An 8815-nucleotide genomic window follows, 5' to 3' on the forward strand; every position below is an offset into this window, starting at 1 on the left:
ACAGTTTTATCTTCTGCCACACGATTTGTGTCCACCGAAGATCCCTGTGGGAGCGGGCTTGCCCGCGATGGCGGCCTCACAGGCTCCACAAATCTTGAATCCTGAACCCTTCCTGAAGAACCCCGCAATTCCCCCGTCACACGCCGTTTCTGCGTTTACTCTGCAAATACCGGGGCGTAAGCTTCGCGCGTTTTCAATCCATAGCGGAGACCCACAGTGGGTACTTGTTCGAGTGACAGTCGTCGGCCGGTTTCGATAACCGGCACATCCTCGGCCAGATAACGCGCAGTTTTTTCCGTGCCGTTGTCTCGCCGTGAAAGCGAGCAGCGGCATCCCGATCACGGCCATTGGCGGTCCGTGTCCCGACGTCCTCTCATCGACGCTGAACCGTGCGTGATGTTCGACTTTTTGTCGTCATCGCGGCGCACCGACACGCCTGCTCGACGGTTTCCCGGCTGATCCTGGGGGAACTGCCATGAACCTGACCCTGCTCAAGGAATTTTTTGCCGGATTCCTGCGCACCCGCCACTTTGCCCGGCACTTCCGTCGCCTGGCGCTGCTGGAAAACTTCACCGACACCATGGTCAGCCGCGAGGTGCCGCCGGCCCTGGCGCAAACCCTGGTCAGCGCCGCCGGTAGCGACACCGGTCGGTTGCTCGACACGCTGGGCAGCCACACCGACGGCTTGAGCGAACAGGAAGCCGAGGCACTGCGCGGGCAATTCGGTCTCAACCAAGTCGAGCACGAACAACCGCTGCCGTGGTGGACACATTTGTGGCACTGCTACAAGAACCCGTTCAACCTGCTGCTGACGTTGCTCGCGGTCATCTCCTGGCTGACCGAAGACATGAAAGCCGCCATGGTGATTTTTTCCATGGTGGTGCTTTCGACCTTGCTGCGCTTCTGGCAGGAAAGTAAATCGAACCAGGCTGCTGATGCGCTCAAGGCCATGGTGAGCAACACGGCGACTGTGCTGCGACGGGATCCGGGCAGCAACAGCGCACAACGTATTGAACGGCCGATCAAGCTACTGGTGCCGGGGGATCTGATCGTGTTGTCTGCAGGCGACATGATCCCCGCCGATTGCCGGGTACTCAGTGCCAAGGACCTGTTCGTCAGCCAGGCGGCCATGACCGGTGAATCGATGCCGGTGGAAAAATTCCCGCGCCGGCAGGACTGCGACAGCCTCAATCCTCTGGACCTGGACAACATTCTGTTCATGGGCACCAACGTGGTGTCCGGCACGGCGATGGCGGTGATTGTGACCACCGGCAACAGCACCTATTTCGGTGCGCTGGCGCAGCGTGTCGGTGCCACCGACCGCGCGCCGACCTCGTTCCAGACCGGGGTCAATAAAGTCAGCTGGCTGTTGATCCGCTTCATGTTCGTCATGGCGCCGCTGGTGCTGTTCATCAACGGTTTCACTAAGGGCGACTGGACCGAAGCGCTGCTGTTCGCGCTGTCGATTGCCGTGGGCCTGACCCCGGAGATGCTGCCGATGATCGTCACCTCGACGTTGGCCAAGGGCGCGGTGTTCCTGTCGCGCAAGAAAGTCATCGTCAAACGCCTGGACGCCATCCAGAACTTCGGCGCCATGGACGTGCTGTGCACCGACAAGACCGGCACCCTGACCCAGGACAAGATCTTTCTGGCGCGCAATGTCGATGTCTGGGGCAACGACTCTGATGACGTGCTGGAAATGGCCTACCTCAACAGCTACTACCAGACCGGCCTGAAAAACCTGCTGGATGTGGCGGTGCTCGAACACGTGGAAATCCACCGCCAATTGAAAGTCGGCACGGCGTTTCGCAAGGTCGACGAAGTCCCGTTCGACTTCACCCGTCGGCGCATGTCGGTGGTGGTCGCCGAGCGCGAGCAGCCACACCTGCTGATCTGCAAGGGCGCCGTAGAGGAAGTGCTGGCGGTGTGCACCCGGGTGCGGCATGGCGTGGTGGATGAAGTGCTGAGCGAAGCGCTACTGGCGCGGATTCGCCAGGTCACTGCCGCGTTCAACGCCGAGGGACTGCGGGTCGTCGCGGTGGCCGCGCGGCCGATGATCGACGGACGCGACGCCTACAGCCTGGCGGATGAACAGGAACTGACCTTGATCGGCTACGTCGCCTTCCTTGATCCACCCAAGGAAAGCACGGCACCGGCGCTCAAGGCCCTGGCTGAACACGGCGTGGCGGTGAAAGTGCTCACCGGCGACAACGAACGGGTGACTGTGAAGATCTGCCGTGAAGTCGGGCTGGAGCAACAAGGCCTGCTGCTGGGTAACGATGTCGAACGCATGACAGACGCCGAACTCGCGGTCGCGGTGGAGCGCACCAACGTCTTTGCCAAACTGACACCGTCGCACAAGGAACGCATCGTGCGTCTGCTCAAGGGCAACGGCCATGTGGTCGGTTTCATGGGCGACGGCATCAACGATGCACCGGCCCTGCGCACCGCCGACATTGGCATTTCCGTGGACAGTGCCGTGGACATCGCCAAGGAGGCGGCGGACATCATCCTCCTGGAAAAAAGCCTGATGGTGCTGGAGGAGGGCGTGCTGGAAGGTCGGCGGACTTTCGCCAACATGCTCAAGTACATCAAGATGACCGCCAGTTCCAACTTCGGCAACGTGTTCTCGGTGCTGGTGGCCAGTGCGTTCATTCCGTTCCTGCCGATGCTGCCGATGCACCTGCTGGTGCAGAACCTGCTGTACGACATTTCGCAGATCGCCATCCCGTTCGACAACGTCGATGCCGACATGCTGGACAAACCGCAACGCTGGCAACCGGCGGATGTCGGTCGGTTCATGCTGTTTTTCGGGCCGATCAGCTCGATCTTCGACATCAGCACCTTTGCCCTGATGTGGTACGTCTTTAATGCCAATACCCCGGACCATCAAACCCTGTTCCAGTCCGGCTGGTTCGTGGTCGGGTTGCTGACCCAGACACTGATCGTGCACATGATCCGCACACCGAAGGTGCCATTCCTGCAAAGCCGCGCGGCGCTGCCGTTGATGGTGATGACCGGAATCATCATGGCCGTGGGGATTTTCCTGCCGATGGGACCGCTGGCGCACTACTTCAAGCTGCAGGCGCTGCCGTCGCTGTATTTCGTATTCCTGCCGGTGATTCTGCTGGCGTACATGGCCCTGACGCAGGCGGTGAAGGGGTTCTACATCCGGCGGTTTGGCTGGCAATAACTCTGCCGATCAGTATGCGCGATGTTTTTACCCCTGTAGGAGCGAGCTTGCTCGCGAAGGTCGTGAACGATAACGCGAAAACCAAATGCCCAGCGGCGCCCTTGGGTTTTTCGCGAGCTCGCTCCTACAAAAAGGGCGTGCGTGCAGCCAATGGGGACCGGTATTTCGGAAAAGTCCTACAGAAAGCTCAAGGGCACTTCCGTAGCCTTGCGTCCTCATTAATCTGGCTCGCTTGCGGGAGGCCACGTTGTCGAACAAGTCATTGCGCATCCTGATCGCTGACGAACAACACTTTCACCGGTTGCGGATCGAGCGTTGGTTCAACCAGCTTGGTTATTACGGGGTGGCGCCGGTGCAAAGCCTCGAGGAACTGTTGATTCTGGTGGAGTACGCCAGCGAGGCCTTCGACCTGCTGGTCGTCAACGCCGCGCTGGCGGATGGCAAGCTGGATCTGCTGGATTTCTGCCTGGATAACCGGCAGCTGGAACGCGTGTTGATCTACGACGGTGAGCAGGCCCGGCTGCCACCGATTCCCGCCTGCGGGCAACAGAAGATTCAAGTAAGCCATGCCTTGTTGCCCGATCTCGCGTCGATAGAGCGTCAAATGGCGCTCGTCGACCCGCAACGACCGTTCGTCGGCACTGTCATTTCTGTCAGGTAGTCCGAAACGGCCATCCATGCCAGAGTCTATGCGCAGCTACTGCGTTTAATTCGGACCTTGCCCGATCGCCGTATTTTTGCCCAGGGAGTTGTCATGAAGTCAGTGCTGATTGCGGACGATCATCCGGTGATTCGCGGTGCCGTCAAAATCGTACTCAAGCAGGAGGGATTCAAGCGCATTCATGAAGCGAGCAGTGGCAATGAAGTCTTGCCGAAAATCCGCGAACACAAACCGAGCCTCCTGGTGTTGGATTTGAACTTGCCGTTCCTCGGCGGGCTGGAGGTGCTTGAACGGATTCAGGCTGGCGAGATGGCATGCCCGGTCGTGGTTTTCACTTCTCAGGAGCCGGAGTTTTTTCAGGATCGTTGCATGCGTGCCGGTGCTTCAGCCTATGTCGACAAGACCAGAAGTCTGGAGCATTTGCAAAAAGCCGTGCACGCCGTGATGTGCGGCTACACCTACTTCATCCAGTTAGCTTCGAGTTCAGTGTCATTGAATTCATTGCAAAACAGCGAAAAACAGATGATCGATCTGCTATCTAACCGGGAAATGACGATCTTTCAGCTTCTGGCCCGTGGAATCAGTAACAAGGAAATCGCCCACCTTCTGCATTTAAGCCACAAGACCGTCAGCACCTACAAGACTCGTCTGGTCGAAAAGCTCAACGTAGAGTCGTCGGTGCATCTGCGTGATCTTGCCAAGCGCAATCATTTGATCTGAATGAACGCCTTCCGCCGCCTGCGCATTCTGAAAAGCCTGTTGTTGCTGGGGATCTGCCTATGGGCAATGAATGTCAGTGCCCAGCCGCAAACTCTGACGTTGCTGGGTCGCTCCAGCGTGGAAGGTTATACCGCCAGACTGTCTGACGCCGATGCTCGCTGGTTGCAGCAAAAAGGCCGTCTGGTGCTGGCCGTTTCCGTGTCTTATCCACCCTTTGAAATCACCCCCACCGGTCAGGCGCTTGAAGGTATGACGGCGGACTATGCCGAGCTGCTCAGCCAGCTGTTGCAGGTGGAGGTCGTGGTGCAGCGCCACGCATCGCGAGACGAGGCCATCCTGGCGCTCAAGCAAGGGGCGGCGGATCTGCTGGGAACGGCTAACAAATATGAGACACAGGATTTGCAGCTACAGCTGTCCAGTGCCTATGCCGTCGACCAACCGGTGCTGGTGACGCGCGTCGCATCGCCTGATATGCCTGCCCCGACCCTGACGGGCAAGCGTCTGGCGATGCTGGACCACTACCTGCCTGAACAAAGCGTGCGGCAATTCTATCCCGAGGCCGATGTCCAGCTTTACCCCTCGACCCTGGCAGCGGTGGGGGCGGTGGCTTTCGGTCAGGCAGATGTCTTTCTGGCGGATGCACTCACGGCCGATTATCTGATCAGCAAAAACTATCTCAATAACGTCCTGCTGACCGAGTTTTCGCGCATGGAGCCGGGGTACTTCGCCTTTGCCATGACCCGCGACAACCGTCGGCTGCTGCGTATCGTCAACCAGGCGTTGGCGGTGATCCCGCCCAACGAGCAGATGAACATTCTGCGGCGGTGGGGCGCGAGCGAAATGTCGATGCCGGGCTCGCAGTCGTTGCAATTGAGCGCCGCCGAGCAACGCTGGCTCGAACAACATCCACGCGTGAACGTGGCGATCAACGAAAATATTCCGCCGATCACCTTCATCGACAGCGAAGGCAGGTACCGTGGCATGGGGATCGATGTGCTGGCGGAAATCAGTCTGCGCACCGGGTTGCAATTCGATATCCGGCCTATGCAGTCAGTGGCGCAAATGATCAAGGGCATCAAGAACGGCGAAGTCGATGTGCTTGCCGGGATCGGCCTCAGTTCCCGGCGCGAAGAGGACTTGCTGCTCACCCGGCCATTCCTGACCAGTCCATCCGTGCTGGTGACCCGTGTGGCGCCGGACAGCCCCAGGACCCTCGAGGAGATGGCCGGAAAAACGCTGGCGATCACCTACGGCAATATTGCCGGCGAGTTCATTCGGCAGCACTACCCCCTGATTCGCTGCGTGGATGCGCCGCTGTCGGCGGACGCCATGGAAATGGTCGCCCGGGGCAAGGCCGATGGCAGCATCAATTCATTGATCGGTGCCCGTTACCTGATTTCCCGGCAATACCGCGATCGCCTTCAAGCGGTCAGCATGGTGGGAATCGATCCCGCCCGCAGTACCCTGGCGACCAGTCGCGAGGCGACCGAGTTGCATTCGATCCTGGACAAGGCGTTGTTGAGTATCCCCCCTGAAAGAATCGAAGAGCTGGCACTCCCCTGGCGCAATGACTTGATGGTGGAGCAGAGCTTTTGGCTGACTCATCAACAAGCTATTTTCCAGGCGTTTGCCGCTGCCGGCTTCCTGCTCTTGCTGGCCTTGAGCGGGATCGCCTGGCAGCGGCGGCAGATTAATCAGCGCCAGCAATTACTGGGGCAATTACGGGAAGCCAAGGACGCTGCCGTCGAAGCCAACCGGGCCAAGACCACCTTCCTGGCGACTATGAGCCATGAGCTCCGTACGCCGATGAATGCCTTGCTCGGCAATCTTGAAGTGGCGCTGAAGCGGGCAGATGAGGGCTTCACTGACCATGCGGCCATTGAGGATGCCTCAAATGCCGGGCGCCATTTGCTGGACGTGATAGGCGACATTCTGGACATTTCCAGTATCGAGTCCGGACACTTGAAGCTGTCGCCGGAGCGGGCCAATCTGCAGGCGCTGGTGGTATCTGTGTGCCGGGTTTTCGAAGGCCTGGCACGGCAGAAGAACCTGCGCTGGCGGGTCGCCCTGGACGAGTGCAGCGACCGCGATGTGCTGATCGACCCCACGCGCTTCAAACAGGTGCTGTCCAATGTGCTGAGCAATGCGATCAAGTTCACCGGCAAGGGCGAGGTCAGCCTGAGATTGCGGGTGGTGCCCGCGTCGCTGGACCGTATTGCCGTCACGGTGTGCATCCAGGACAGCGGCATCGGCATCAGCGCCAATGACCAGCAACGCCTGTTCAGCCCATTCGCGCAGGCCGGGAACAACCAGCAATCAGCCCGACAGGGTTCGGGCCTGGGCCTGGTGATCAGCCGTACCTTGTGCGAAATGATGGGAGGGCGCTTGCAGCTCCACAGTTCTCTGGGGCGCGGCACCCGGGTGGACATTCGCCTTGAGCTGGTTGCGTTGCACAGCTTGCCTGACATTCAAATGTCGCAGGGCGAATCTCAGGTAAAGACTCGCCCCTTGAGGATTCTGGTGGTCGACGATTATCAGCCCAATCGCGCGTTGCTTTCACGGCAACTGAGTTATCTGGGGCACAGCATTCTGGTTGCGGAGGATGGCCAACAAGGTTTCGATCAATGGTGCGAACACGTCTTCGATCTGGTTATCACCGACTGCAACATGCCAAAGGTCAGCGGATATGAGCTAACGGGCAAGATTCGCGATGAGGAACGTTTCCAAACGGGGCAACCGACGGTGATTCTGGGCTTCACCGCCAATGCGCAGCCCGAAGAGAAAGTTCGTTGCATTGAAGCGGGCATGGACGATTGCCTGTTCAAACCGATCCAACTGGTCGACCTGAGTGCATGGCTGGCCTCACGATTTCCCGGCGAACCGGCAGACGTGATTGAAGTGCCTGCCTGCACCGAGATCGATTTGAGCGGGCTGCGCAAATTCACAGGGGCCGACGATGAACTCATCACCCAGCTGTTGAGCGATCTGGCCGTGACCAATCGCGATGATCGCGAACGTCTGCTGCAAGAACACGCCAGTGGCAATTACCCCGGCTTGCAGGCGCTGGCGCACCGCATCAAGGGCGGGGCGCAGATGGTCCGGGCGCTGGGCCTGGTCGATTGTTGCGAACAACTGGAGCGTGCATGCGCCGAGGGAGATGCGGCACTGATCGACGCGGCGGTCGATCAGTTGCATCAAGCCATGAAGCGCCTGGACCTCAGTATCGAGCAGGGCTGAGGCCGGTCTCCGCTCGTTAATCCCAGAGGGGGGCAATGCCTTTCGGGCTGGTCAGGCGATGTCCGCGATCCAGGCCGGCGATCAACGCCATGTCGGCATCGCTCAACTTCATGGCGCAGGCCTTGAGGTTGCTGGCGAGGTTGGCGCGTTTGGTGGAGGAAGGGATCACCGCATGGCCCAATTGCATGGCCCACGCCAGGGTGACCTGCGCCGGCGTCGCTTGCAGACGGTCGGCAATCTGCACAATGACCGGGTCCTTGAGCACTTCGCCGTAGGCCAGGGTCATGTATGAAGTGATCTGGATGCCCTGGCTGTGCGCGAACTCGACGACCTTGCGGTTTTGCAGGTACGGGTGCAGTTCGATCTGGTTGGTGGCGATGTTCTCGGCGCCGATGGCGGCGATGGCTTGTTTCATCAGGTCGACGGTGAAGTTGGATACGCCGATCTGCCGGGTCAGGCCCATGCGCTTGGCTTGGAGCAGGGCGCCCATGAACTCTTCGACCGGTACCTGATTTTCCGGCGATGGCCAGTGGATCAGGGTCAGGTCCAGGTAGTCGGTCTGCAGTTTTTGCAGGCTTTCCTTGAGGCTTTCGATCAGACGTTCGCCGGCGAAGTTGGCGACCCAGATCTTGCTGGTGATGAACAGGTTTTCACGGGCGATGCCGCTGGCGGCAATGGCTTCGCCGACTTCGGCTTCGTTCTCGTAGATTTGCGCGGTGTCGATAGCCCGGTAGCCCAGTTCGAGGCCGGTGCTGACCGAGTCGATGACCACCTGGCCTTGCAAGCGAAAGGTGCCCAGGCCGAATGCGGGGATAGACATGAATGACTCCAGAGGTTGCAGTGGGAACAAACACGAGTATCCGCGCCTGCATCCGTGAGAAAAACCGTTGGGCCGGCAAAGCAATGTTTACCGCAAGTCAAGAATCGTCGGCATGTTCATGTTTTTGTGGTGTTGCAACAGGCGCCTTCGCGAGCAGGCTCGCTCCCACAGGGAAAGGTGGTCT

Annotated in this window: 5 protein-coding genes; 4 read left to right on the forward strand and 1 reads right to left on the reverse strand. The window is 59.4% G+C overall.

Going from position 1 to position 8815, the window contains the following annotated elements:
* Positions 1-475: 475 nt before the first annotated feature.
* From mgtA to ACW9HW_RS26945, 4 genes are all read left to right on the forward strand, one after another.
* On the forward strand, positions 476-3193 hold the full coding sequence (mgtA, locus tag ACW9HW_RS26930) for a magnesium-translocating P-type ATPase (RefSeq protein WP_457402340.1): 2718 nt from the start codon (positions 476-478) through the stop codon (positions 3191-3193).
* A gap of 247 nt (positions 3194-3440) precedes the next feature.
* Positions 3441-3854: a chemotaxis protein CheY gene (locus tag ACW9HW_RS26935; protein WP_095197380.1), complete on the forward strand. Its 414-nt coding sequence runs from the start codon at positions 3441-3443 to the stop codon at positions 3852-3854.
* 93 nt (positions 3855-3947) lie between these two features.
* The gene (locus tag ACW9HW_RS26940; RefSeq protein WP_095197381.1) at positions 3948-4574 is read left to right on the forward strand and encodes a response regulator transcription factor; all 627 of its coding nucleotides are present in this window, start codon (positions 3948-3950) and stop codon (positions 4572-4574) included.
* Positions 4575-7811, forward strand: a complete 3237-nt coding sequence (locus ACW9HW_RS26945) for a transporter substrate-binding domain-containing protein (RefSeq protein WP_457402342.1) — start codon at positions 4575-4577, stop codon at positions 7809-7811.
* Positions 7812-7827: 16 nt separating this feature from the next.
* Here ACW9HW_RS26945 and dkgB read toward each other — a convergent pair whose 3' ends face one another.
* Complete coding sequence (dkgB, locus tag ACW9HW_RS26950) at positions 7828-8631, reverse strand: 2,5-didehydrogluconate reductase DkgB (protein WP_095197383.1); 804 nt, start codon at positions 8629-8631, stop codon at positions 7828-7830.
* Positions 8632-8815: the final 184 nt, after the last annotated feature.

The organism is Pseudomonas sp. SDO5532_S415 (assembly GCF_054071155.1).

Excerpts from the sequence above, each read along its gene's own strand:
- mgtA (WP_457402340.1), top strand. The coding sequence starts at position 476 with ATGAACCTGACCCTGCTCAAGGAATTTTTTGCCGGATTCCTGCGCACC.
- ACW9HW_RS26940 (WP_095197381.1), top strand. The coding sequence starts at position 3,948 with ATGAAGTCAGTGCTGATTGCGGACGATCATCCGGTGATTCGCGGTGCC.
- ACW9HW_RS26945 (WP_457402342.1), top strand. The coding sequence starts at position 4,575 with ATGAACGCCTTCCGCCGCCTGCGCATTCTGAAAAGCCTGTTGTTGCTG.
- dkgB (WP_095197383.1), bottom strand. The coding sequence starts at position 8,631 with ATGTCTATCCCCGCATTCGGCCTGGGCACCTTTCGCTTGCAAGGCCAG.